Genomic DNA, 24,716 nt, shown 5'->3' with positions numbered 1-24,716 from the left:
TGGCGAGCGGCAGCCCGGAGTCGGGGAGTGGTCGTCATTCCCCTTCGCAGACGCCCTCGACAGCGAGCTTCTGGTACAGGTGCGGGTAGGCGACGGTGCCGTCAGGGTAGTGCTCCAGGTACGAGGCGAACTCCGGTGTGCCGAGCGCTGCACGGAGGTGCTCGGTGGATTTCCAGACCGCGACGTTGGTGAACAGCCGGCTGCCGCCGATGCCCCGGTACAGCTGCACCGAAAGAAGGCTCCCCGACTTCTTCATGTACTCCGCGTCGGCCGTCCAGGCGGCCACCACCTCGTCCTCCTTGCCTATGGGCGCGACAAACGTGTTGATGATGGTGACCGGGCCGGCCTTCTCCTTCTGCTGGTCGCGGTGGTGGGTGGACTCGTCGAGGCTGCCGAACGTGAGCATGATTCCTCCATGAACTCGAGGGGAAGTGGGTCTACGAACCCACAGAGATTCAAGTGATTTCGGGCCGGGAGGTGGCCAATTTCCACCACCAGGGCGTGCAGTGAGTCGCGATCAATGGTGGTCCGGGTGAGGGGCTAGGCCGCTGTTCGCTGCGTGGCCCCGAAGCGGTGTGCTTTCAGGCGTTGTGCTTGCCGAGGAAGTCGGTCATGAGCTGCAGCCACTCCTCGGTCCGCTCCAGCATCGGCAGGTGGCCGGTGGCGATTTCCGCGAGTTCGGCGCCGGGGATGGTCTCTGCGAGGTGGCGGTGCAGGGCGGTGGAGACGAGCCGGTCGTCGGTGGTCGAGACGACCAGGGTGGGGACCGTGAGGCCGGCGAGGTCGTCCCGGACGTCGGCCTGGCCGACGAGGTCGGTCTGCTCGGAGCTGCCGTCGGCCGCACTGGCGGCGACGTAGCCGAGGGTCTGCTGCAGTTGCTCGGCCGGCATCGACTCCAGTGCCTGGGTGCCGAGGGCCATCATGAGCTGGAATTCGGCGAGCAGCTCGCGGTCGCCGGACGCGGCGATCTTGCTCCAGACCGAGGAGGCGAGAGCAAGCCGGTTGTCGCGGTGCGGGAAGGCGGCGGTCAGGACGAGTGCGGTGACGCGCTCGGGGTGGCGGGTGGCGGCTCGGATGGCGACCGGGCCGCCGAGGGAGTAGCCGGACACGGCGAAGCGGTCGAGGCCCTCTGCGTCGGCGGCGGCGATGAGCTGGTCGGCGAGGTCGTCGACGGACAGCGGGGTGGTGGAGCGGGGGGTGTCGCCGCTGCCGGGGTAGTCGATGCCGACGATCGTGTAGCGGGCGGCGAGTGCTTCCAGGACAGGGCCGTAGGTACCGGCCAGGCTGCTGCCGGCGCCGTGGGCGAGGAGGAGGCCGGGGCCGGAGCCGAGGCGAGTGCGGGCAAAGGTGGCTTCGAGCGGGTTGCGAGGTGACATGGCCATCTGCCTTTCGAATGCGTACCGGCACGGAAGAATCATCCAGTGCGTGTGATTACTCTTCCAGGTGTATCACACTCGGCGTATGATTCAAGCTGTGACGTCAATCACGCGCAGCGTATGATTAACCGGTAGGGTGGAGGCATGAAGCAGCCCCTCCACCGCCGACAGCCGACCCAGAGCAACCCGCGCGTGCAGCGCACCCGCAACCGCGTGCTGGCCGTCGCGCGAGAACTGCTGCCTCAGGTGGGACCGGCCGGGCTGACCTATGCCCTGCTGGCCGAGCGGGCGGACGTCACCCGCCAGACCCTCTACCGGCACTGGCCCACCCGAGCCGCACTGCTCTTCGACCTCATCCTCGAAGGCCCCGACCTCGGCACCTACCCCGAACCGGGCAGCGACGTGCGGGCCGTGGCCACCGCCTGGCTGAAGAGCCTGCGCGCCGGCGTCAGCGTGCCGGCCGTGCGCACCGCGGCCCTCGCCGTCACCGCCCAGGCCGACCACGACCCCGACAGCGCCCAGGCACTCGTCCGCATCGGCGAAGACCGCTACACCGACTTCAACAAGCTGCTGGAACCTTCGGGCATCCAGATCAGCGACGACGAGTTCACCCTGCTCTACGGACCCGTCCTCGCCCGGCTCTTCCTCGACCGCGGCCAGGTCACCGACACCTTCATCGACGCCGTCGTGACCCAGTGGCTCACCACCCTGCAGCACCCCGACACACCCAGGACTCCCGGCTCCCGGTAGTGCCCGCCAAAAACCAACAGAACAGCGTCTGACCTGCGGGTACTGGCCTGGAAAATCCCCGGCCCCAGCCCAGGAAGCAACGTAGTTGGCCGTGAGAGTCAGGCCACGGCGCAGTAGGCGGCTGGTGACGCCGTTGCCGCAGGGTCTCTTGGAGCCGCAGAGGCAGTAGTAGCTGCCGTTGAGGATGATCGTCGAATAGAGGCGGACGGACCGTCAGAGGTCTGGCACGTACGGCGTTACGAGGCCGATATCGCCCACCACATGGCAGGTCTCCTCCTCCCAGCCGCCGACCTTCTGTCACCTCCGCCTGCCCGACCACCCGAAGCTAGCCACAGCAGTCCGGGATCTGACGACGTCGCCCAGACGTGCCCGGGCCCGGTCCACGTGTTCGTCGGTGCTCTGCGCACCATCCGCCGCGTAGGTGGTCCATGCGGCGTTGACGGAGGTCTGGACTTGCCGGGCCTGTTCGCTCGCCGTCGGTGCGCCCGGAGCGTCCAGGTCCGCCACCAGGTCGCGCAGCTCTCCGGCCGCATCCTCGGCCTCGCCGAGGCCGTCGAGGACGGTGTCGACGCCGAATCTGTAGGCCCCCGACCTGACTTCGAACATGGCAGCTCCGTCCTCCATGCGGAGGAACCGGACTCCCTTGGCGGCGTCGGCGGGCCGGCCGCCCTCGGTGACCGCCCAACGGGTCTTCGTCGGCACATGAACCTCCGCGACGGGGTGGATCTGGTGCCTGCCTCGGCGCGGCACGGTGACGCGTCCCTGACGTGCAATTGTCAAGGTGAGGCTGCCGCTCACCCTCAGACCTCTCAGGTTCACGCCCGCGCACCGGTGTTCTTGACTGACTCCCGCAACAGCGACCAGACCACGACTTCTCCGGCGGCGACCGGCTCGGACGAGGACCGGAGGGGCTGCTGCGAACAAACGGGGGAGCACGTGAGGAACGAGTCCGTACTGCGCTTAGGGCCCGTGGCCCGTCTGAAGGTTTCCGTGTGCCGTCAGCCTCTGCCGACGGTGCTGTCACTGCTGGCCGATGCCCTCGGCGCGGCCGTCCAGGGGGTACCGCCCGAGTGGCGGTCCGCGGCTCGCCGCGCGTGTCCGCGCGCCGCGGCCCAGGCGCTGAGCCCCGCGTGCGGCAGCGACCGGTTGTGGCTGCCGGACTGTCTGTCCCCTTCTCCGCTCGACACGGACGATGTCCCCGCACAACTCGACCGGGCGGCCGCGGTCACCACGGAGCAACTCGGCGAGGAACTGACCAAGAGGTTCCCGGCCGGCATCCCCGACGCGTGGCAACGCGTACTCGAACGGCCGGCGCCGTTCATCGACGGCTACGTCCATGCGGCGGCGGGTATCTGGTCGGCGTTCGCGCCGGTATGGCATCGGTCGCGGCACCTTCTCGAACGTGAGGTGGAGCGCATCGGTATCGCCGCGGTCACCGGAACACTGGACACCGCCCTGACGGGGCTCGGGCCCCGCGTCCACCGGACCCCGGAGGGGCTGTGGCTGCCGGGGCGCGCCGCGGGCACGCTGGACCTGCCCGACCGCAGGCTCCTGCTCGTTCCCCTGGTGTCCGGCACCACCGCGGCCGTGCTCGGCCTCGGTGGCAAGGGCCCGTCCTGGATCGGCTACCCCGTGCCGGGGCTGCGGGAGCTGGCAGACGGTTCGGCCACCACGAACCACCGTGCCCTCGACCCTCTGGAGGCGGTTCTCGGCGGTATGCGGGCCCGGGTCATGCGTCACGCACACCGGGGGCTGACCATGGGAGAGGTGAGCGCGCTGCTCCAGTGCGCGCCCGGAGCCGCGACGCACCACTGCAAGCTGCTGGAGGCGGCCGGACTCGTCCGGCGCAAGCGTCAGGGTCAGCAGGTGCGGCTGCTGCTGACCCGGCGCGGTGAACGGCTGCTGGGTGCCCTCGCCTCCTGAGCCGCCGCCGGCCGGGCGGTCTCAGGGCAGTGCGGCAACCGCGGCCGTTCCGTCGGCCGGCCCCTTGCGGCGCTGACCGCGCCGACCGTGCTGGTACGCCTCGGCCTGAAGCCTGAACAGCCGGGCGTAGGTGCCGTCGGCCGCGGTCAGTTCGTCGTGGGTGCCCTGCTCGATGACCCGGCCGGACTCCATGACGTAGATCCGGTCGGCGTCCCGGACGTTGGAGAACCGGTGGGAGATCACCAGAACCGTCCGGCCGGCGAACAGGGTGCGGATGCGGCCGAAGAGATCGGCCTCCGCCTGCGGATCGAGGGAGGCGGTCGGCTCGTCCAGGATGACGAAGGGCGAGTCTCGGTAGAACGCGCGGGCCAAGGCCAGCCGCTGCCACTGGCCCAGCGACAGGTCGGCGCCGTTGCTGAACTCCTTGCTCAGGACCGTTTCGTAGCCCTGCGGAAGCCCCTCGATGACGGCGCGGGCCCCCGCTTCGGCCGCCGCACCGGCGACGGCGTCCACATCCGCGGGCTCCTCGGGACGGCCGAAGGCGATGTTGTCCCGAGCGGGAAGCTTGAAGCGGACGAAGTCCTGGAAGACCATCGCCGTCGCGGCCCGCCGCAGCTCGGGGCGGCACTCGCCGAGCCCGTTCCACAGCAGGCATCCGCCGTCGGGCTCGTACAGGCCGGCGAGGATCTTCGCCAGTGTCGTCTTGCCCGAGCCGTTCGCTCCCACGACGGCGATCAGTTCGCCGGCCCCCAGCTCCACCGACACGTCGTGCAGCGCGGCCCCGGCGGAGCCCGGATAGGTGAAGGAGATCCTGTCGGCGCGCAGGGAGGAGAAGGCCGGCCGCGTGGGCGGCGAGGCCGGAGAGCGGCTGTCGTCCAGCACCGCGGCAGCGCGCCCGCGATCGGTGCCGTCGCCGTCCCGCGTGAAGGTGCGGATGTCCTTCACGTACGCGGCGGAGGCGCCGATGTTGTTGAAGAGGTAGCCGAGCATCTGCACGCGGGTGGCGAGCATCAGCAACGCCGCCAGCGCGGCCAGCGCCGTGGGAAGGGCGACGCCGCCACTGCGTACCGTCCACCACATACCGCCGATGACGGCGACGAAGAGGACATCACCTATCAGCCGCGCGAGCACCTTGCGCCAGGTGTGCCGACGCTGCATCTCGGCCGTACTGGCGATTTCCCGGGCGTAGCCGCTGTTCCAGCGGTCGCGCAGGGTGTCGCCCAGGTTCAGGGCGCGGATCTCCTTGGCCGCGTCCTGCCCGGCCAGGAGGTGCTCAAGGTACTCGCGCGCCCGGCGGCCCTCCGCCAGTTGCCCGTGCAGACGGTAGTCGGCGTCCCGTTCATCGCGGGCCGCCTTGAGCACGGGCAGCACGGCCAGCAGTGTGAACGGCAGCAGCCACCAGGTCATGACGGCGAACGCGGCTCCCACCGCGGCCATGCTCAACAGCGCCTGGAGCGCGCCGATCAGGGCCGTCACCACCATCACCGGCTGGGACCGCGACGCGAACACGGCCTGTTGCAGCCGGTCATGGAACGCCGGATCCTCGAAGCGGGCGAGGTCCGACCGTGCCGCACTCCGCAGCACCGCGGCCATGATGTGCCGGTCGGTCTTCACCGTCAGCATCCGCTGCCAGCCGCTCGCGACCGTACGCAGAATGCCGCCCGCGGACGTGAGCATCACCAGCCCGCACAGCGCGAGGAGCAGTCCGTCCCCCGAAGGGCCGCCCGCGCCGCCGGGCGAGAACGCCGTTCCCAGCGTGTCCCGCAGCACCAGCACCAGCGCGGCCAGGCCCGCCGCCGTCAGCAACTGCACCGCGACAATGCCCGCCAGCCGCGAACGGTCCGCCCGCCATGCCATACGCACCATGTACGCGCTGGCCCGCATCAGGTCGGCGGTGCTGATCCGTGCCTCCTCACCGGTCTCGTCCGAGGTCGTGTCCAGGCCGTCAGGGTGCTCCGCGTCGACTTGTGCCATCGGTCAGGTCCTTTCCAGGCTCTCCGCCCGGTGATCGGAGAGTGCGACGCAGGCCGCCAGCCATGCGTCGTGCTCCCGTGCCACGGTCTCCAGGCTTTCGCGGTGGCGGAAGTTGTGTCCCTCGTACGGCAGGAGAACAAGCCGGCCCCGTCCACCGGTGGCCACGACGGCGCGGTACAGGGCCACCGCCTGCTCCGGCGGGGTGGCCGCGTTGGTGTCGTCGAGGCCGTGGACGAGCAGCACCGGGCGGGTCAGGCGGTCGGCGAAGTCGAGGGCGCTGAAGGCCCGGTAGAGCTCGGGAACCTGCCAGTAGCTACGCCGCTCGTACTGGAAACCCTCCGGCGTCAGCGTCCGGTTGTAGCACCCGCTGTGCGCTATCGCGCCCGCCAGTGACGGGCAGTGGGCAAGGGCGTGGAGGGCGACGGTGGCGGCGAAACTGTGGCCGCCGACAACGACGGGGCCGCCCCGCGGGGGCCGTTCCCGCAGGATCGCCACGGCTTGATCGACCGCATGGACGATCTGCTGCCGGACAGCGTCCGGCCGGACGTCGGCCGTCCACACGAGCGGGAGATCGAGCAGCCAGGTGCGCGACCGCAGGCCGGTGAGATGGACGGGGGCGCCCCCGTCCGCTGCTGCGCCACCCTCCACCGCTGCGCCACCCGTCGGTGTGCCGGTGCTCCGGCGTACCTGGATCCACAGCAGCTGCGCCGCCGCCCGCGCTCCTGGGGCCGGGCCGTCGACGTGGGTCAGCCGGGGGCTCTCCCCTCCCGGCGGCGGGGCCAGGACCAGCGCGGGTGGCGCGGCTCGACCCCGGGTGCGGGACGGCGCCGGACACACCGGCGGGGGGACGGTCCCGTGCACCGGGTCGAGGCGCAGGCCGCACAGCTCGTGGCGGGCGAAGCGTCCCGCACGACGCGTGATGAGGCGGGGGACGCCGTCTTCGACCGTGGCCCAGCTGGCTTCGAGGGGGGCGTCGTCGCCTTCCCCCGGTGGCTCGACCGCGATGCGGGCGACCGGCTCGCCACGGTCCAGCCGGAGGAACCCCGCCCGGCCGTCCCGCACACAGGAGATGACGACCCCTGCCGCGTCGGGACCGGCCGCCGCCGGGCCGAGCCTGCCGAGTGCCCGCGGCAGCGCCACGCGGAGGTCGTCCGCACCCGTGCGCAGGCGGAGCGAAGCGCGGTGGCGGCTCACGACGGCCGGCTCGCCGCCCACTGTCAGGCAGTGCCACCACACGGGTGGGTCGTCGACTTCGTGAGTGACCGTCAGTCCGGCAGTCGCGCCCCGCTCCTCGGCCGCGGGGGGACCTTCGCCGTCGGGCAGCGTGTGCAACTCGATCGCCGTGCCCCCCGCGACGACCGTGCTCGCGGCCGTCGTGTCCCCGTCGTGCCCCGTGGCCCAGCGGGTGGTTGCCGGCACGGCCGCCCAAGAGCCACTGTCGGTCCGCAGCACGGCGCGAGACCAGACGAGCCCGTCGCCGGGCTCCGGCGGCCGCTGCGCCGGGCCGCTGTCGGCCGCGGTGCTGTGCTCGACGAGCAGTCGCCGTCCGCTCGGAGAGGATTCCAGGCCTCCCACGAGCAACGGCGGGGTCAGCGTGCGCAGGGCTCCGGTGACCGGGTCGACCACGGACACCGAGGCGCCGGCCAGGCGCAGGAGTTCGGCGTGACCGGGGACGAAGGCGACATGACCCGGTCCTGCGGCCTCGTACACCATGGGACTCCACGCCCGGTCCTGGCCGCCCTCGTCCGGCGGGCCGGTCGCCACGAGAGCAGGCAGCGCAAGCAGGGCCGACTGCCCGTCCGAGCACCATGCGAGGACCGATCGGCCCGGGCGGCGGCAGAGCAGGGACAGCGCGGCCCGCACGCCTTGGTGGACGGTCAGCCGACGGGTCGCGTAGTCGGCGCTCCATGGATGCAGGCCCTCGCCCTGCTGGACGAGGCCCGCGACGAGGGGGAGTCGGGGATGCCAGGCGAGCCCTGCGGACAGGACCGTCCGCAGCGGCAGCCGCCACGGAGGGGATCCTGGCACGCCGCCGATCACCACGTCGGCGTGCCGGGCACGTGCCGGCGCGACACCGGCCAGGCCGGGATCCACCGGCAGGTCCCGCCAGTGGACGGTCCGGGGGTTGTGGTCGGCCACGGAAGGCCGTTCGGCGGAGCCGAGTACGGCCCAGACGGACAGATCCGGCCGGAAGAGCACGGTGTCGTGTGCGGCTCCGCCGGGCCGGGCGAGGGAGGCGGACCCCAGAGGTTCAGGCGGCATGCGGCGCGTCCGCCCCGGCGATGACGACGGTGTCGATCAGGGCCTTGACCGCCCCGATCCCGGAAACCGGCGAGCAGACGGGGCCGCCGGCCGCGTCGACCGGCAGGGCGCACGGCACCGACATGTCCGCCATCTCCGGCGGCAGTTCGCTGCCGCTGCCGACCACCGTCAGGGTGACGCGGTCCTGGCGCACCGGCTCCATCGCACCGAGCAGCTGCTTGAGCGCCCGGCACGCGGGGCAGTTGTCCGAGACGTACAGCCGTACGGCGGCCACCGCTTGCTCGCAGCGTTCCACCGCATCCGCCGCCCCCTGTGCCCTTTGCCGGTCGGCGAAGAGTACGGCGGCCGCCGTCACGGTGGCGGCCAGCGCGGCGGTCGCCCCGCGCAGCCGGGGCCGGGCAGGCAGCTCGCAGGCGAGCAGAGTGGCCGCCACGGCGCTGCCCAGGGCATTGGCACCGATGTGCGCTCGGCCCACGGTCGCCAGGCGGGCGGCTCCGAAGCACGCGCAGCGCTGTCCGTCCAGGGACTGTGCCACGGCGGTCAGCGTGCCGTAGGTGACGACGGCGGCGGCCGGAGCCGCGCGGCCGGGCAGCAGGACGAGCGAGGCCGCCGCGGCGAGTTCCGCACCGCCCGCCAGACGGGGCCCGAGCGGCGCCCGCAGGGGTCCTTTGCGGTACGGCCACGCCAGCCGGGACGCGGGGGTGAGGAGTTTCGCGGCACCGCCGACGAGCAGCGGTCCGGCCAGTGCGGCCAGCGCCGCCTGCGGAAGTCGGGATGGCATGGGACCTCACTTCGCTTCGTCGGTGACGACGAGCCACTGGGATGTCAACAGGTCGCGGACCACTCGCCGTACGTCCGGGTCGCCGGGGTCGGGCCGTTCGCCCGCCAACAGGCGCTCCATCACCGCGGCGTCCTCCTCGACGCATTCGGCAAGGGCGAGGGTCTTTTCGTTCAGCAGGACCGCGCCCCCGAAGGGGAGCCAGGTCAGTCGTACTCCGGGGCCGAGGACGAAGCGCCCGGAGGGGTGCCTTGCGGGAGCGGTCATGGCGGTCAGCCCTTCAGCCATCGGTCGATCCACAGCAGTCGGAGCAGCGGCAGGGCGTGGTCCGCGCGGCCGGGGCCGCTCCTCAGCAGACCGGCCACCGCGCCCGGGTCGATCATCCCCATGTCCGCCAGGGCGCTCTCCCGCTCCAGCTCATCGATGATCTTGGCGCGTTCGCGATGCAGATAGGCGGCTGCCGCGAGCCTGAGGTCGAACGACGACGAGGCGCGTCGCAGCCCACGCACCCGATGCCGGGCGACCGCCGCGACCAGCGGCCCGTTGTTGCGGAACAGCCCCCGGGAGACGCGGCCGAGCCGTTCGGGGGGCAGGGCCTCCAGTGCCCCCAGCACCGACGGTTCGAGGGCCGGAAGGACCAGGCTGTCCCGGGGCACCCGTTCGGTCACCCCGGCGTCGGCGCGGCCCAGCAGCGGGCCCAGGAAATCCAGATGGTCCTTCCAGACGGACAGGGATGCCTGCTGGGTGGTCTGCAGGGCGACGCGGCCCTGCGGCGTCATCACCGGCAGGTCGCGCCTGCCCAGCGGGGGAGGCGGAGGAGGCCCGTCGAGAGGCTGGGCGTCTTTAGGGACGCCCGCGTCGGGCCGATCGCTGCGCACCACGCCCTGCGCCAGCAGGTCGGCGGCCTCCCGCAGGGAGGGCAGCACACCGGAGAGGTGGAACGGTTCGCAGGTCAGGAGCCGCCAGTCGCGGTATCCCATGTCGAGGTCCGACAGTTTGGCGGCGGCCAGGTCCTCCAGGAGCGCGGCCGAAGCCAGCGGCCGTCCTGCCGCGGAGGACAGAGCGGCGGCCAGCCTGCGGGGGAACTCCACGTCGGGCAGGGTCGGCGTCAATCCGCCGAGGGGTGCCCGGTGATGGTCGAGCAGGTCGAACACGTCGATCGGTACCCGGCGGACGTCCAGCCCGCGAAGGGGAGCAGGGGCCGGGCGGAAGCCGGGCAGACCCAGGTCGGCGTGGACCAGTTGCGGTCGGTGGCCGACGGCCAGCGCGGCAACCGCGAGGAAGGCGGACGACAGCCCACCGCCGTAGGCGATGGCATAGTCGTCGGGCGCAGCGGCCAAGACGTCGGCGACTGCCCCCAGGAGACTGCCCGACTCGGCCGGCAGGGGCGGCCGTCGGCGGGAGACGGTGACCCCATCGGGGCCCACGTGCACCGCTGTGCCCAGCGCCAGACGGCGGACCCCCGGCAGCGGTGTGGCGTCCGGGGGCGGAGCCAGACCGTGGACCAGGGCAAGCAGGGTGCCCGGTGCGGGAAGGTGCCTGTCGGGCGGCTGCCCGTCACTTCCACCGGCGAGGTCCGCGGGGTCCTCGCTCCACTCCAGCCGCCCGGGACCGACGCGGTAGTACACATCCTTCTCGCCGATCTCCCGCCGTTCAAGCGCCAAGCCCCGGGGGCCCACGGGTGCGGTCACGGCATCGTGACGGTCTGTGGTCACGACCTTCAGCACGATGCTTCCTCCCCTGCGCGCAGCACCTCGGTGTACTCCTCCCGGACGGGCAGCGAGGTGCTCACCACGGCGCCGGCGCACTGCACCCAGGCGTAGAAGCCCCCCGGTGCCACGACCGGGGCCGTTTCCCGGCCGATATGAAAGGAGGCCGGATATCCGAGCGAAATCAGGCCAGCGGCCACGAACAATGCATCCTCGACCGGGTCGAGGAAACCCATGAGTATTCTTTCGGCCATTCGCAGCCGGGCCACTGCGGACGGCGCGCCGCGCGCTGCCGCACCGAATTTCCGCTGCACGTGTGGCCATTCCAGTTCGTATGTACCGCCGTCACGCCGGGCGGACAACACGAACTCCCGTGCCGTCCGCGCCGCTTTCCACAGTCTCAGCATTTCGCTGCCCCCAGGCTGCCGCGGTGGTGGAGTGGGGCCGTCGCGCCCCCTCACGGTCGTCCCGACCCCGCCGGGGCGGTGGACCAGTTCCGGGTCCACCTCCCCGACGGGGGCATTCATCCGCCGGCTGTCAGCCCTGCAGGTAGCAGTGGAACCACTCGCAGATCAGGCCGTGGCAGCACTGAGAGTCCCAGGCGCACGCCTCATAGCGCGGAATGCAGCCCTCCTCCACAGCCGTCGCCTCCGCGTGCAGATGCTGCTGCAGTCCATTGCCGGCGAGTCGCTCGGACAGTGACGTCACAGACATGACATCCCCCAACTCGGGATTAACGGATGACCGGTCGGCCAACCTCTTGAATCAGACGGAACCACATTCATAAGTGACCTTCAAGACTCTTTCGGAGATTCGCCGATGCCGCATAAAGAATCTATTTACTCAAGCATTTCAAGGAATTTGGAACCGTGAAAGAACAGGCCCTGCATGACCTGCTGCCAGGGAGGCAGTTGCCTATCCGTTCGGGGGTGAGGCACTGTGTCCATGACTGTCCGGGACGCCGGCGGCGGGCCAGAGAGCGATCGAGTCGTATGGGGGGCGCGTGGACCAGAGTGAGGACCAGATCCTGGCTGATGAGCTTGCGGCTCTGGGTGCTGTGAGTGGGGGCAGCGGTCGCCTGGTCCGGTGGGTGGCCATGCTCATGAGGAAGAACGTCCATGAGATCGACCTCGTCATCCCCTTGCCGTTCAACGACGCCGTGGAGCACGTCTCCAGCATGCTCAATCAGGTAGGGCGAGCGGTCGCGAACATGCAGGTTGCCCCTGGCAGGGACGAACAGACCATCCGTGTCGTTGCGTGCGGCGGTGCCGGCGGCATGAATCCTGTAGTGGTGACTGCGCTGGTGTCGAAGGGCGGGCAGAACGGCTCGGAGGTCCGGCTTCGCGCAGCTGCCAAGGAAGGTCTGATCAAGCAGCGAGCGGGCGAGAAAACCGCCACCCTCGTCGCGGCCCTGCTGGACAAGGCGAGATAGGCGGCCGATCTCGGCAAGCACCCGAGCGCCAAGCAGGGGCCCAGGCCAGGGAAGCCGGGCAGGCGGCGCCCAGCTGCTCCGGTCCGCCAGATCGGCTGAGACGACGAGGGGTCATGGGGCACTCGCGGAAGTCGCAACCAGCGCGTACCTGGCGCAAGAGAAGATCGTTTCCGGCGATGAACCGATGGGCCGACCGCAGGCCTACCTCATCCCGAGCCCACAGCCCCCACCACGCCTGTCTTCCTGCTGACCGTCAACCGCATGCGTCCGGTATCCCGCCCCTGAGAGTGGGCCTGCGCCGGGACCGCTTGCCGAGACCGCTTTCCGCCCTACGGTCTGACGCATGGCCGAAACAGGAGCTTCCCCACTCCCCCCGACGCCCCCGGCGCACTCCCCGCTCTTCCGCGCCGAGCAGTTCGTCTGGCTCACCGCGCGCGTGCTCGAACAGCGCCTGTTCGCGTATCACTTCCTGAACGGCGCCGCCGACGCGGTGGAGACCGCGCTGGACGCCTACCGCAACGAGGACGGCGGGTACGGCCACGCGCTGGAGCCCGATCTGCGCGGCCCGGTCAGCCAGCCACTGCACACCGGCCACGCACTGCACGTCCTGGACGCCATCGAACGCTGCGGTGGGCAGCGCGTGGATCGCGTATGCCGCTACCTCACCTCGATCTCCACCGCGGACGGCGCCCTCCCCGCGATCCATCCCAGCCAGCGCGGCTACCCCGCGGCCCCCTTCATCCCGATCGTGGACGACCCGCCCAGCTCACTCCTGGCCACCGGGCCGGTGGTCGGTCTGCTGCACCGCAACGAGGTCTGGCACGCCTGGCTGTTCCGGGCCACGGACTTCTGCTGGCAGGCGGTCGAATCCCTGGAGAAGTCCCATCCGTACGAGATCGAGGCCGCCGTGGCCTTCCTGGACTCCGCTCCCGACCGCACGCGCGCGGAAGCAGCCGCCGACCGACTGGGCCGCCTGGTGCGCGAACAGCGCCTGGCCGCGCTGGAGCCGGACGACCTCACCACGTACCCGGTCCCACCCGGCTACGCCCCCGGCGAGCACCACTTCCCGCACGACTACGCGCGGACACCCCACTCCCTCGCGCGCGCGTGGTTCACGGACGACGAGATGAGCCGCTCCCTCGACCACCTCGCCGGCGAGCAGCAGGAGGACGGAGGCTGGCCGATCAACTGGCGTCAGTGGGCGCCGGGCACCGCCCTGGAGGCCCGCCCCATGGTGACGATCGAGGCGCTGAGCACGCTCAGGTCATACGGCCGCCGCATCGGCTGACCCGCTCAGCCACCCATGTCCCGCACCCTCCCCCCGGCCCGGGCATCTCGGCGTACCACCAGTACCGCGCCCGCTCACCTGCCCCCTCCCATACCTCCGTTCCCGCAACGACGGCGACGGGCTGCCGAGGGTGCACCCCCGGCGGCGCGGCGGCCGCGTACGACGGCAAGGGAACGCGCCGGGGGGTGTCCGCCCGCAGCGGCGGGCGTCAAGAAACAGCACCTCTTGCCCAACAGCAACCGCCCGACCGAGGACGGACACCCCCCGGCGCGGCCCCGACCCACAACGCACCCCAAGGCGCTACGCGAACCCCCACCGAACCCGCACGGGCCGCCGCAGGCACCGAAAGGCACCCCACCCCACCCCACCCACCAGCCGACGACATTTCCCCAGCTCAGCCCCATTGTCAGTCCCCGGGTGCAGGATGGACGCATGGTCAGCAAACCGCACCGAGCCCTCAACGGCTTCTCCCCCGCGACCCGCGGCTGGTTCACGGGGGCGTTCTCCGCGCCCACCGCAGCCCAGGCAGGCGCGTGGCAAGCCATCCGCGAGGGCTCGGACGTGCTGGTGGTCGCCCCCACCGGCTCCGGCAAGACTCTGGCCGCCTTCCTCGCCGCCCTCGACCAGCTCGCCTCCACACCCCCACCCGCCGACGCCAAGAAGCGCTGCCGAGTCCTCTACGTCTCCCCCCTCAAGGCCCTGGCCGTAGACGTCGAGCGCAACCTCCGCAGCCCCCTGACCGGCATCCGCCAGGAATCCGTACGCCTGGGCCTGCCCGAGCCCGAAGTAAAGGTCGGCATCCGCTCGGGCGACACCCCCGCCGCAGAGCGCCGAGCCCTGTCGACCCGCCCCCCGGACATCCTGATCACCACCCCGGAATCCCTCTTCCTGATGCTGACGTCAGCGACACGCGACGCCCTGACCGGCATCGAGACGGTGATCCTGGACGAGGTGCACGCGGTGGCGGGCACCAAGCGCGGCGCCCACCTCGCACTCTCCTTGGAGCGCCTGGACGAGCTCCTTGCGAAGCCGGCCCGCCGTATCGGCCTCTCGGCGACCGTCCGCCCGGTCGACGAGGTGGCCCGCTACCTCTCCCCCCGCCGCAAGGTGGAGATCGTCCAGCCGAAGTCGGGCAAGGAGTTCGACCTCTCGGTCGTGGTCCCCGTCGAAGATCTCGCCGAACTCGGCGGCTCCCCGGTCGCCGACGGTTCCGAAGGCGCGGAACGCCCCTCGATCTGGCCGCACGTGGAGGAGCGGATCACCGACCTCGTCCAGGCCCACCGCTCCACGATCGTCTTCGCCAACTCCCGCCGCCTCGCGGAGCGTCTCTGCAACCGCCTCAACGAGATCGCCTACGAGCGGGCCACCGGCGAAACCCTGGACGAGCACCATGCCCCGGCCGAGCTCATGGGCGGCTCCGGCGCGGCTCAGGGCGCGCCACCAGTCATCGCCCGCGCCCACCACGGCTCGGTCTCCAAAGAGCAACGCGCCCTCGTCGAGGAGGACCTCAAAGCCGGCCGCCTCCCCGCGGTCGTCGCCACCTCCAGCCTCGAACTGGGCATCGACATGGGCGCCGTCGACCTCGTCGTCCAGGTCGAATCACCCCCCTCCGTAGCCTCCGGCCTCCAACGCGTCGGCCGCGCAGGACACCAGGTGGGCGCCATCTCCACAGGCGTGGTCTTCCCGAAGTACCGCGGCGACCTCGTCCAGGCGGCCGTGGTCACGGAACGAATGCGCACCGGGTCCATCGAGTCCCTCAGGGTCCCGGCCAACCCCCTGGACGTCCTCGCCCAGCAGCTCGTCGCCATGACGTCGATGGACACCTGGCAGTTCGACGACCTCCTCGCCACCGCCCGCCGAGCCGCCCCCTTCGCGTCCCTCCCCGAATCCGCCTTCACCGCGGTCCTCGACATGCTCGCCGGCCGCTACCCGTCCGACGCCTTCGCGGAGCTTCGCCCGCGCGTGGTCTGGGACCGCGTCGCCGGCACGATCACCGGCCGCCCCGGCGCCCAGCGACTGGCCGTCACCTCCGGCGGCACGATCCCCGACCGCGGCCTCTTCGGGGTCTTCCTCGCCGGAGCCGACCCCAAGAAGGGCGGCGGCAGGGTCGGTGAGCTCGACGAGGAGATGGTCTACGAGTCCCGCGTCGGGGATGTCTTCACGCTCGGCACCAGTTCCTGGCGTATCGAGGACATCACGCGCGACCGCGTCCTGGTCTCCCCCGCCCCGGGCGTACCCGGCAGGCTTCCCTTCTGGAAGGGCGACCAGCTGGGCCGCCCGCTCGAACTGGGCCGCGCGGTGGGCGCGTTCCTGCGCGAGGTCGGTTCGCTGTCCAAGGAGGACGCCCGCCTCCGCCTCCTCACCGCGGGCCTGGACGCCTGGGCGGCCGACAACGTCCTCTCCTACTTGGACGAGCAGCGCGAGGCCTGTGGCCACGTCCCGGACGACCGCACGATCGTCGTCGAGCGTTTCCGCGACGAACTCGGCGACTGGCGGGTCGTCGTGCACTCCCCCTTCGGCGCCCAGGTGCACGCCCCGTGGGCCCTCGCCCTCGGCGCGAAGCTCTCCGAGCGCTACGGCATGGACGCGCAGGTCATGCACGCCGACGACGGCATCGTGCTGCGCCTGCCCGACGCCGACCTCATGGGCCTGGACCTCCTTGACCAGGAGCCGACGAAGGCCGGCCTGGAGTACGACGCCGACCAGGCACCCGTCGGCGCGGCGGATGTCGTCTTCGACAAGGGCGACGTCGACCAGATCGTCACCGACCAGGTGGGCGGCTCGGCCCTGTTCGCATCCCGCTTCCGCGAGTGCGCCGCCCGCGCGCTGCTGCTGCCGCGCCGCAACCCCGGCAAGCGCACCCCACTGTGGCAGCAGCGCCAGCGGGCCGCCCAACTGCTCCAGGTGGCCAGCGAGTTCGGCTCGTTCCCGATCGTCCTGGAGGCGGTCCGCGAATGCCTCCAGGACGTCTTCGACGTCCCGGGACTGACCGAGCTCATGGGCGACCTCGAGTCCCGCAAGGTGCGCCTCGTGGAGGTCACGACCCCCGAGCCGTCCCCCTTCGCACGCTCCCTCCTCTTCGGGTACGTCGCCCAGTTCCTGTACGAGGGAGACTCCCCGCTCGCCGAGCGCCGCGCCGCCGCCCTGTCACTGGACTCACGGCTGCTGGCCGAACTGCTCGGCCAGGCGGAGCTGCGCGAGCTGCTCGACGCCGAGGTGCTGACCGAGCTGGAGCGAGAACTCCAGTGGCTCACCGAGGACCGCCGTGTCAAGGACGTCGAAGGCGTCGCCGACGTCCTCCGCCTCCTCGGCCCGCTCACGGACGCCGACCTGGCCGAGCGAGGCGCCGAACCGCACTGGGCCAAGGAGTTGGCCGCAGCCCGCCGCGCCATCAAGGTCCGCGTGGCCGGCACGGACCACTGGGCGGCGATCGAGGACGCGGGCCGCCTGCGCGACGCCCTCGGCACTGCCCTGCCGGTCGGTGTCCCCGAGGCCTTCACCGAGCCGGTCAAGGACCCGCTCGGCGACCTCCTCGCGCGCTATGCCCGCACCCACGGCCCGTTCACATCGGCCACGGCAGCGGCCCGCTTCGGTCTGGGTGTGGCCGTCACAGAGGGAGCCCTCCAGCGGCTGGCGGCGAACGGGCGGGTCGTACAAGGCGAGTTCCACCCGGCCGGCATCGGCCAGGAGTGGTGCGACGCGGCGGTGCTGCGCCGCCTCCGCCGCCGTTCCCTCGCCGCCCTGCGTCATGAACTGGAGCCGGTGCCGCCTGCCGCACTCGCCCAGTTCCTGCCCCAGTGGCAGCACATCGGCAAGGGCCACGGGCTGCGGGGCATCGACGGGCTGGTCCGCGCCATCGAACAGTTGCAGGGCGCGTCCGTGCCCGCGTCCGCGCTGGAGAAGCTCGTCCTGCCGTCCCGCGTCGCGAACTACACCCCCGCGATGCTCGACGAGCTCACCGCGGCCGGCGAGGTCGTCTGGGCCGGAGCGGGCTCGCTCCCCGGCAAGGACGGCTGGGTCTCCCTCTACATGGCGGACGCGGCCCCCCTGCTCCTGCCGCAGCCCCACCCCTTGGAGCTGACGGCGCTGCACCAGTCCGTCCTGGACGCGCTGTCCGGCGGCTACGGCCTGTTCTTCCGCCAGATCGCCGACCAGGTCCGCGCCACCACCCACCCCGACGTCACCGACCCCCAACTCGCCGACATCCTCTGGGACCTGGCCTGGTCGGGCCGCCTGACGAACGACACCCTCGCACCCATGCGCTCCCTCCTGGGCTCGGGCCGAACCGCGGGTTCCACCGCCCACCGAGCCAAACGCACCATCCCACGCGGCCGCTACGGCTCCCTCACGGCCGCCGCACGCCCCGCCTCCCGCACCGGCCCGCCGACCGTAGCCGGCCGCTGGTCCCTGCTCCCGGCGCACGAGACCGACCCCACCGTGCGCGCCCACGCCCTGGCCCGCACTCTCCTCGACCGACACGGCGTGGTGACCCGGGGAGCGGTCACCGCGGAGGGCGTCGAGGGCGGCTTCTCGGCGACGTACCGCATCCTGTCCGCCTTCGAGGACAGCGGCCAGGCGCGCCGTGGCTATGTGGTCGAAGGGCTCGGCGCCGCCCAGTTCGCGATGGACGGCGCGGTCGACCGCCTCCGCGCGGTGGCCAACGCCCGCGACCGAGGCGACAGCCTGCCCGGCCCAGGCACCCCCAGCACCAGCGGCGCACCTGACACGTACGGCGACTTCGACGGCTTCGGCACCACTGCCGCCGACCAGGGCAACACCCCCACGTACTACAACCCCGACGGCACCCCCGCCTACGACATCCCCGACCTCGACCACGACTTCCTGGACGCCCACCTGGGCCCCGGCGATTATGTCTCCCCCCTCGACGAGGCCCCGCAGCACGACCCACGCACCCCCCAAGGCCCCGCCTGGCGCAACGGCGGCCCACCGCACAGCCCCGGCGCCGCCTCAGGCCCCGGCTTCGCCTCCAGCCGCACCCGCCCCGCCGCCGACACCCGAGCCGTCGTCCTCGCCGCCGCCGACCCGGCGAACGCGTACGGCGCCGCCCTCGCCTGGCCGGAGCCCCCCACCGACGCCGGCCACAAGCCGGGGCGCAAGGCGGGCTCCCTCGTCGTGCTCGTCGACGGCGAGCTGACGCTCTACATGGAGCGCGGCGGCAAGACGCTGCTGGCCTGGCCCTCGGCCCCGGACACCGAACCCACCGACGACCCCCGCCTGCACACGGCAGCGCAGGCCCTAGCCACAGCCGCCCGCGCGGGCTCCCTCGGCACGGTCACGGTGGAGCGCGTGAACGGCACCTCGGCCCTGACCTCCCCCATAGGCGCCCTCCTCGAAGGAGCAGGCTTCATCGCGACACCCCGGGGCCTACGCCTACGCGCCTGACCCCAACCGCAGCCCGGCATGCCCCTCAGTCCCCTCAGTCCCCCCCGCCCGGACCCGGCCCGCAGCGCGCGTCGCCCCAACCCGAGCCACGGCTGGCCGGACACCCCGACCTTGCCCCACCCGACCCACACCCCGGCCGGGCGCCCGGCCCAACCCAAGGCCCGACCTGACCAGACCCACCACCCCCCACCTCGCCCCACCCCATGCCACTCTTGACCCATGCCCGAAGGAGACACGGTCTGGCAGACGGCGAGACGGCTCCACACCGCGCTCGCGGGCAAGACTCTGACCCGCACCGACTTCCGGGTACCGAAGTACGCCACGGTCGACCTCACGGGTCGCACCGTCCTGGACGTCACCCCACGCGGCAAACACCTCCTCACCCGCATCGAGGGCGGCCTGACACTCCACTCGCACCTGGGGATGGAAGGCTCCTGGAAGGTGTACACCGACCAGCAGCGCTGGACCGGCGGCCCCGCGCACCAGATCCGCGTGATCCTCGCCGCCACCCCCGCCCCGCCCCGCACCTCCGCCCCCTCCCCCGCTCCAGATACCCTCCCCACCCACACTGCCGTCGGCTACCGCCTCCCCGTCCTGGACCTCCTACGCACCACCGAGGAATCCCGCGCCGTCGGCCACCTCGGCCCCGACCTCCTGGGCCCGGACTGGGACCCCGACCGCGCCCTCGCCAACCTCCTCACGGACCCCGCCCGCCCCCTCGGTGAGGCCCTCCTGGACCAGCGCAACCTCGCCGGCATCGGCAATGTCTACAAGAGCGAGCTCTGCTTCCTGCTTCGCGTCACCCCCTGGCTCCCCGTAGGCGCACTCCCCGCCGAACACACCGCCCAACTGCCCGTACTCGCCAAGAAGCTTTTGGAAGCCAACCGCGACCGCCCGATCCGTAGTACGACGGGCCGCCGCGGTCAGGACCTCTTCGTGTACGGCCGCGCCAACCGCCCCTGCCTGCGCTGCAACGCCCCGATCCGCGCGGCCGACCAAGGCGACGGCTCCCGCGAGCGCCCCACCTACTGGTGCCCCGACTGCCAGGCGGGCCCGGCCCCGAGCACGACGCCCGCCACCACCTCACGCCGCAGAACTCAGCACCGTACAAACAATTGACGACCCGTCAGAAACCCTCGTACCGTCCCTTCATGGCCGTCAAGGCGTACGACCTCACCGGACGCACCGCATTCGTCACCGGCGCGGCCAGCGGCATCGGCCGCGCCTCGGCCATCCTTCTCGCGGAGGCCGGCGCCGCGGTGCACTGTGCCGACCGCGATGCACAGGGCCTGCACGACACGGCAACCCTGATCAAGGCGAGCGGCGGCACCGCACGCACCCACCACCTCGACGTCACCGACCGCGAACATCTCGGCCAAGCCGTCGCAGCGTGCGAGCGGCTCGACGTGATGGCCGCGGTCGCCGGGATCATGCACAGCAGCACGGTCCTGGAGACCCGCGACGAGGACCTCGACCGGGTCCTGGACGTCAACTTCAAGGGAGTGCTGTACGCCTGCCAGGAGGCCGCGCGCGCGATGCTCGCGCAACGCACACAGGGCAGCATCATCACCATGGCCTCCGGCGCCGTCGACACCGGCGGTCCCGGTCTGCTCTGCTACGGCGCGGCCAAGGCAGCGGTCGTGCAGCTGACGAAGACGCTGGCGACGGAGATGGGCCCACACGGCATCCGCGTCAACGCGGTCGCCCCGGGCTGGATCCGCACTCCCATGACCGACCGTCACGACACCGCGGCGCAGACACAGACCGAGGCGTTCATGGCCCGGATGTCGCCGCTGGGCCGGGTCGGCGAACCCGAGGACATAGCCCACGCCGTGCTGCACCTGGCGTCCGACGCCTCGGCCTTCACGACGGGGCAGATCCTGCGTCCGAACGGCGGTGTGGCGATGCCGTGGTAGCCCGCCCCGCCCGCCAGGCTTCTGCCCACCGCCGCGGGTCGACGGCGCCCGCGGCCCGCGCCTTCGGTACACAGTGCACCGGCAGCAGGCTCAACCCCCACCCTCCGGCGGCTACGGCTCCCTCCAGCGCCCCTGCGTCCGGCGCCAGCGTAAGCCGCAGCACGGCCCACCACCACAGCGTTCCGAACCCGAGGGCCACCCCCCAACGCGCTATCGGCCGTGCCATCCACCCACCTCCAGCCCGAGGCTAGGCCGCCCGTTCACCCGCCGGGAGGGCGCACCAACGGCACACGGATGCAGCGCGGGCCAACGTGTTCACGGCGCGTCAGGCGCCGTCACACCCTCCACGATGACTGCCGGGTCACACACCGGCAAACGGACCTCGAGAGGGCCCATACCGGCCCATACCGGCCCATGTCGGCCCATGTGGCCACGAAGGGCCCCAGAAAGAGCCCGCACAGCACGAAACCCCGACCGCACTCCCCAGGTCTCCCTGGCGAAGCCCTGGCCGGGGCCTCACACAACTCCTCAGCGCGTGGTCAGCCCACGCGCACCGGCGTCACCGTCACGCGGCGACCACGTCCACCGCCTCGGAAGGCGCCTTGATGGTCACCCGTTCCGGTGGCACACCGGTCACCGACACGGAACCCAGCATCGGTCGGACCGACGCGGGTACAGGCTCGCTGGGTGTGGCCGCAGCAGACTGGGCCAGCTCGGCGAGGGCGAGCTCGTCGCTCACTTCCCGCATGAGCTCGGACATCCGTACGTCCAGCGCGTCGCAGATCGCGGAGAGCAGCTCGGAGGAAGCCTCCTTCTGCCCCCGCTCCACCTCGGAGAGATAGCCGAGTGAGACTCGGGCGGACGAGGAGACTTCGCGCAGAGTACGGCCCTGGCGCTGGCGCTGCCGACGCAGCACGTCACCCAGCAGGCGACGGAGCAGAATCATCGGTGGCTCCCTCCTCGGACCGCGTAGCCGCATCCTTCACGCCCCACCGTACCGCCTTGCGCCGCGGCCGTGCGGGGAGCGATGTCGTGTTCACTAAGGGCTGCAAACATCAAAACCCCCCGTTCTGTTCCGTATCCTGTGCCCGCTCATTCCCAGTGTGTTCGCTCGCAAGCTCCGTCAGAAGCAGCGCGAGTACGCTCCGTACACTCTCCATACGAATTTCCGCGCGGTCGCCGTTCAACCGCAGGGCCTCCACTTTTCCGCCACCGGCGGAACCGGAACCAGGGCCGACGGGTCCGTCCACGGCCACGAAAACCGTCCCGACGGGGTGCCCGTCCTGTGTCTCGGGCCCCGCGACGCCGGTTGTCGCGATGCCCCAGTCGGCCCCCAGCGCCTTCCGCACGCCGACCGCCATCTGGGCTGCGACCTGCGGATTCACCGCTCCGTGCTGCTCCAGCAAGGTGGCGTCGACGCCGAGCAGCCGATGCTTCAGCTCGGTGGCGTAGGCGGTCACCGACCCCCGGAAGGCCTGGGAGGCTCCAGGGGTGGCTGTGATCTCCGCCGCAACCAGTCCGCCGGTCAGTGACTCCGCGACAGCGAGCGTCTCACCCTTCACTGTGAGTAGTCGCACGACGTCGGCGGCCCGGGAACTCACGCTTCCGTCTCCTCCAACGCAGCCTCGCGCTCGGCGATTCCCTGCCTGCGCAGCACAATGGCTTGTCTCACATAGTCCAGCCCGGTCACCACGGTCAGGACGACCGCCGCAGCCATCACCCAGAACCGCAGAGTGGCCAGCCACCCCGTCAGCGCCAGGATGTACATCCCGACGGCCACGCCCTGTATGAGGGTCTTGAGCTTGCCGCCGCGGCTCGCGGGGATGACGCCGTACCGGATGACGATGAAACGCAGGAGCGTGATCCCGAGTTCCCGGCCGAGGATGATGCCCGTCACCCACCAGGGCAGATCGCCGAGCGCGGAGAGACAGATCAGGGCCGCCCCCATGATCGCCTTGTCGGCGATGGGGTCGGCGATCTTCCCGAAGTCGGTGACGAGGTTGTACGCCCGGGCCAGATGGCCGTCGAACAGGTCGGTGATCATGGCGATGGCGAAGGCCGCCCAGGCGAGCGAGCGCCACGCCGGGTCGTATCCGCCGTCGGCCAGCATCAGCGCAACGAACGCGGGCACGAGGACCAGCCGGAGCATGGTCAGCAGGTTGGCGATGTTCCAGACGCTGGCCTGGTTGACAGCCGCGGCCGCGATCTTCCCGCCGCGCGCGGGCTTCGCACCGCCGGGGACATCGGCTTCGGCGCCGCCGGTGTTCGAACCGGCGGCCTTGTTCGAGCCTGCGCCCTTGGACGAACCCACCGCACTGGCCTTGCCAGCCGCACCCGCCTGGGAGGAACCACCCGCGGCGGACGCCGGAACTCCGGTCATCTGCCCGCCTCCTCACTACACGCGAGCGTGCCCTGCAGCGGCTCGGCCACCAGGTCGACACCTTCCGTGCCGACCACCTTCGCCTCGACCATACGACCGATGCTCAGGCCTTCGCCGCTCGTGAGCAGCACCTGGCCGTCCGTCTCCGGCGCCTGGTGCGCGCCACGGCCGTACGCGCCCTCCGCGGAGTCCTCGGAGCCCACCGACTCCACGAGCACGTGCACGGTCTCCCCGAGGCGCTCCTCGGCCCGCTGTGAGACGAGTTCCTCGGCCAGCCGGGAGACACGTGCCAGCCGCTCGGCGACGACGTCCTCGTCGAGCTTGTTGTCGTACGTCGCGGCCTCCGTGCCGTCCTCGTCGGAGTAACCGAAGACACCGATGGCATCCAGGCGGGCACCGTTCAGGAACCGCTCCAGCTCTGCCAGGTCGGCCTCGGTCTCGCCGGGGAAGCCCACGATGAAGTTGGAGCGCACACCGGCCTGGGGGGCCTTGCCGCGGATGGTGTCGAGCAGCTCCAGGAAGCGGTCGGTGTCGCCGAAGCGGCGCATCGCGCGGAGCACGTCGGGCGCGGAGTGCTGGAAGGACAGGTCGAAGTACGGGGCGATCTTCGGCGTCGAGGTCAGCACGTCGATGAGGCCGGGCCGCATCTCGGCCGGCTGGAGGTAGCTGACGCGGACACGCTCGATGCCGTCGACCTCCGCCAGCTCCGGCAGGAGGGACTCCAGCAGGCGGATGTCGCCCAGGTCCTTGCCGTAGGACGTGTTGTTCTCGGAGACCAGCATGATCTCCTTGACACCCTGCTCGGCGAGCCACCGCGTCTCGTTCAGCACGTCGCTCGGGCGGCGCGAGATGAAGGAGCCGCGGAAGGACGGGATGGCGCAGAAGGAGCAGCGCCGGTCGCAGCCGGAGGCGAGCTTCACCGAGGCGACCGGGGCGCCGTCGAGGCGGCGGCGCAGGGGCGCGCGGGGCCCGGAGGCCGGAGCGAGCCCTTCCGGAAGATCCACGGGCGCATGACCGGGGAGCGCGACCTCAGCCGCGGACTCCTGCCGCTCGGCCGGGCTGATCGGCAGCAGCTTGCGCCGGTCGCGCGGGGTGTGGGCCGCGTGGATGCCGCCGTTCAAGATCGTCTGCAGGCGGTCCGAGATGTTCGCGTAGTCGTCGAAGCCGAGCACGCCGTCGGCCTCGGGGAGGGCTTCGGCGAGTTCCTTGCCGTACCGCTCGGCCATGCAGCCCACCGCCACGACGGCCTGGGTTCTCCCATGTCCCTTGAGGTCGTTGGCCTCCAGGAGGGCGTCGACGGAGTCCTTCTTGGCGGCGTCGACGAAGCCGCACGTGTTGACGACGGCGACATCCGCGTCCCCGGCGTCCTCCACGAGGTCCCAGCCGTCCGCCTCCAAGCGGCCTGCGAGCTCCTCCGAGTCCACCTCGTTACGGGCGCAGCCAAGAGTGACGAGTGCGACGGTACGGCGTTCAGACATGGGCTCAAGACTACTTTGTCTCACTGACAGCCCACGTCGACGGGGTT

The 24,716-nt window shown here is 71.5% G+C and carries 22 protein-coding genes; 7 read left to right on the top strand and 15 right to left on the bottom strand.

Going from position 1 to position 24,716, the window contains the following annotated elements:
* Positions 1–34: 34 nt before the first annotated feature.
* Entirely contained in the window at positions 35–406 is a 372-nt protein-coding gene (locus tag EHO50_RS15480) for an antibiotic biosynthesis monooxygenase family protein (protein WP_128430751.1), read from the bottom strand.
* A 175-nt stretch (positions 407–581) separates the two neighbouring features.
* Entirely contained in the window at positions 582–1,376 is a 795-nt protein-coding gene (locus EHO50_RS15475; RefSeq protein WP_128430750.1) for an alpha/beta fold hydrolase, read from the bottom strand.
* 144 nt (positions 1,377–1,520) lie between these two features.
* On the opposite strand from EHO50_RS15475, the gene EHO50_RS15470 reads away from it, so the two are divergent.
* Entirely contained in the window at positions 1,521–2,126 is a 606-nt protein-coding gene (locus EHO50_RS15470) for a TetR/AcrR family transcriptional regulator (protein WP_128430749.1), read from the top strand.
* Positions 2,127–2,423: 297 nt separating this feature from the next.
* Here the strand turns inward: EHO50_RS15470 and EHO50_RS15465 are convergent, their stop codons facing one another.
* Positions 2,424–2,828 (bottom strand): hypothetical protein, encoded by a 405-nt coding sequence (locus EHO50_RS15465; protein WP_128430748.1) that lies wholly within the window; start codon positions 2,826–2,828, stop codon positions 2,424–2,426.
* A 288-nt stretch (positions 2,829–3,116) separates the two neighbouring features.
* Between EHO50_RS15465 and EHO50_RS15460 the strand changes: the two genes are divergently transcribed.
* Positions 3,117–4,049 (top strand): ArsR/SmtB family transcription factor, encoded by a 933-nt coding sequence (locus EHO50_RS15460; protein WP_128430747.1) that lies wholly within the window; start codon positions 3,117–3,119, stop codon positions 4,047–4,049.
* A gap of 21 nt (positions 4,050–4,070) precedes the next feature.
* Here EHO50_RS15460 and EHO50_RS15455 read toward each other — a convergent pair whose 3' ends face one another.
* The 7 genes from EHO50_RS15455 to EHO50_RS43995 all read right to left on the bottom strand — a co-directional run bounded on the left by EHO50_RS15455 (position 4,071) and on the right by EHO50_RS43995 (position 11,486).
* On the bottom strand, positions 4,071–6,023 hold the full coding sequence (locus EHO50_RS15455; protein ID WP_128430746.1) for an ABC transporter ATP-binding protein: 1,953 nt from the start codon (positions 6,021–6,023) through the stop codon (positions 4,071–4,073).
* A 3-nt stretch (positions 6,024–6,026) separates the two neighbouring features.
* On the bottom strand, positions 6,027–8,285 hold the full coding sequence (locus tag EHO50_RS45010) for an alpha/beta hydrolase family protein (protein ID WP_128430745.1): 2,259 nt from the start codon (positions 8,283–8,285) through the stop codon (positions 6,027–6,029).
* Complete coding sequence (locus EHO50_RS15445) at positions 8,275–9,066, bottom strand: hypothetical protein (protein ID WP_128430744.1); 792 nt, start codon at positions 9,064–9,066, stop codon at positions 8,275–8,277. The genes EHO50_RS45010 and EHO50_RS15445 overlap by 11 nt, the downstream gene beginning before the upstream one ends.
* Before the next feature lie 6 nt (positions 9,067–9,072).
* Positions 9,073–9,330: an actinodefensin-associated protein B gene (adfB, locus tag EHO50_RS15440; protein WP_128430743.1), complete on the bottom strand. Its 258-nt coding sequence runs from the start codon at positions 9,328–9,330 to the stop codon at positions 9,073–9,075.
* A gap of 5 nt (positions 9,331–9,335) precedes the next feature.
* Positions 9,336–10,754 (bottom strand): hypothetical protein, encoded by a 1,419-nt coding sequence (locus tag EHO50_RS15435; protein WP_128430742.1) that lies wholly within the window; start codon positions 10,752–10,754, stop codon positions 9,336–9,338.
* A 29-nt stretch (positions 10,755–10,783) separates the two neighbouring features.
* Positions 10,784–11,179, bottom strand: coding sequence for a lasso peptide biosynthesis protein (locus EHO50_RS15430; protein WP_220096447.1), 396 nt, complete (start codon positions 11,177–11,179; stop codon positions 10,784–10,786).
* Positions 11,180–11,309: 130 nt separating this feature from the next.
* On the bottom strand, positions 11,310–11,486 hold the full coding sequence (locus EHO50_RS43995; RefSeq protein ID WP_164904853.1) for a hypothetical protein: 177 nt from the start codon (positions 11,484–11,486) through the stop codon (positions 11,310–11,312).
* Positions 11,487–11,775: 289 nt separating this feature from the next.
* Here EHO50_RS43995 and EHO50_RS15425 point away from each other — a divergent pair, with 289 nt between their 5' ends.
* The 5 genes from EHO50_RS15425 to EHO50_RS15405 all read left to right on the top strand — a co-directional run bounded on the left by EHO50_RS15425 (position 11,776) and on the right by EHO50_RS15405 (position 20,811).
* Positions 11,776–12,204 carry a hypothetical protein gene (locus tag EHO50_RS15425; protein WP_128430741.1) on the top strand — a complete coding sequence of 143 codons (429 nt, stop codon included), beginning with the start codon at positions 11,776–11,778 and terminating at the stop codon, positions 12,202–12,204.
* 343 nt (positions 12,205–12,547) lie between these two features.
* Positions 12,548–13,492, top strand: a complete 945-nt coding sequence (locus EHO50_RS15420) for a hypothetical protein (RefSeq protein ID WP_128430740.1) — start codon at positions 12,548–12,550, stop codon at positions 13,490–13,492.
* Positions 13,493–13,924: 432 nt separating this feature from the next.
* The gene (locus tag EHO50_RS15415; protein WP_128430739.1) at positions 13,925–18,895 is read left to right on the top strand and encodes an ATP-dependent helicase; all 4,971 of its coding nucleotides are present in this window, start codon (positions 13,925–13,927) and stop codon (positions 18,893–18,895) included.
* 219 nt (positions 18,896–19,114) lie between these two features.
* On the top strand, positions 19,115–20,014 hold the full coding sequence (locus EHO50_RS15410) for an Fpg/Nei family DNA glycosylase (protein WP_128430738.1): 900 nt from the start codon (positions 19,115–19,117) through the stop codon (positions 20,012–20,014).
* A gap of 32 nt (positions 20,015–20,046) precedes the next feature.
* Complete coding sequence (locus tag EHO50_RS15405; protein ID WP_128430737.1) at positions 20,047–20,811, top strand: SDR family NAD(P)-dependent oxidoreductase; 765 nt, start codon at positions 20,047–20,049, stop codon at positions 20,809–20,811.
* On the opposite strand, the gene EHO50_RS45005 is transcribed toward EHO50_RS15405, so the two are convergent.
* From EHO50_RS45005 to rimO, 5 genes are all read right to left on the bottom strand, one after another.
* A complete protein-coding gene (locus EHO50_RS45005) occupies positions 20,759–21,037 on the bottom strand; it encodes a hypothetical protein (protein WP_128430736.1) in 279 nt (92 codons plus the stop codon). The two genes, EHO50_RS15405 and EHO50_RS45005, sit on opposite strands and share 53 nt — an antisense overlap.
* Before the next feature lie 339 nt (positions 21,038–21,376).
* Positions 21,377–21,757, bottom strand: a complete 381-nt coding sequence (locus EHO50_RS15395; RefSeq protein WP_030960654.1) for a helix-turn-helix domain-containing protein — start codon at positions 21,755–21,757, stop codon at positions 21,377–21,379.
* Between the two features lie 109 nt (positions 21,758–21,866).
* Positions 21,867–22,412 carry a CinA family protein gene (locus EHO50_RS15390; RefSeq protein WP_128430735.1) on the bottom strand — a complete coding sequence of 182 codons (546 nt, stop codon included), beginning with the start codon at positions 22,410–22,412 and terminating at the stop codon, positions 21,867–21,869.
* Positions 22,409–23,191, bottom strand: coding sequence for a CDP-diacylglycerol--glycerol-3-phosphate 3-phosphatidyltransferase (pgsA, locus tag EHO50_RS15385; RefSeq protein WP_128430734.1), 783 nt, complete (start codon positions 23,189–23,191; stop codon positions 22,409–22,411). Before pgsA ends, EHO50_RS15390 begins: the two co-directional genes overlap by 4 nt.
* Complete coding sequence (rimO, locus tag EHO50_RS15380; protein ID WP_128430733.1) at positions 23,188–24,669, bottom strand: 30S ribosomal protein S12 methylthiotransferase RimO; 1,482 nt, start codon at positions 24,667–24,669, stop codon at positions 23,188–23,190. Before rimO ends, pgsA begins: the two co-directional genes overlap by 4 nt.
* Positions 24,670–24,716 lie beyond the last annotated feature (47 nt).

It is taken from the genome of Streptomyces cyaneus, from assembly GCF_004028635.1.
GTDB classification, from domain to species: domain Bacteria; phylum Actinomycetota; class Actinomycetes; order Streptomycetales; family Streptomycetaceae; genus Streptomyces; species Streptomyces cyaneus.
Note: the sequence above shows the minus strand (reverse complement) of the source record. Positions and strands in the feature narration are given on the sequence as shown.